The sequence below is a fragment of the Delftia sp. BGA-UO-ETr-SB1 genome (genome assembly GCF_059567865.1).
Genome location: NZ_JCAQOW010000003.1, coordinates 1 through 535, shown reverse-complemented (window position 1 = coordinate 535; position 535 = coordinate 1). Strand labels below are relative to the sequence as shown.

Annotated in this window: 1 protein-coding gene; it reads right to left on the bottom strand. The window is 68.4% G+C overall.

The annotated features are described in order from the left end of the window. The coding region (locus AC57B5_RS00400; RefSeq protein WP_496398500.1) for an RHS domain-containing protein at positions 1–535 on the bottom strand (535 nt) is incomplete at both ends.

Below are 535 nucleotides of genomic sequence, written 5' to 3'. Positions count from 1 at the left end.
ACCGATGCCGGTTGTAATACAGCCCCGTTTCCCTGTCATGGTGCTGCCCCGGCAGCCGGATCGCCTGGTGCAGGCCCTGCGGGTTGTACTCCTGCAGCACATTGCCCCAGGGGTCCAGCTTGGCGGCCCAGGCCACCTGGCCGGTCTGGTGCGTCAGCGCCATGGGCGTGCCCAGGTGGTCACAGTGGTAGTGGTGGATGGCGATGCGGGCGTGCTGTTCTTTTTCCTGTTCCTGCAGCTTGGCCTGCATGCCGCTGAGCAGGCGTGTAGTGCTGTCTGCCTGTTCGCCCAGCATGGCCTGGGCGCTGGGCGGCAGGCCGTGGTCCAGGGTGTGGCGCAGGTGGCGGGCTGCGTCTTGCTGCATGTCGCGCGGCATGGCGCTGAGCATGGTTTGCATCAGGGCCAGGGCCGGCGTGTGGTTGGGGTCGTCCTGGTCGGGCAGGCCTGCGGTGATGGCTTGCACCAGCAGGTGGGGCTCGTCTTGGGGGTCGCCGCTGGCCGTGGTGCTCAGGCGCACCAGGGGCGTGAAGCTGCC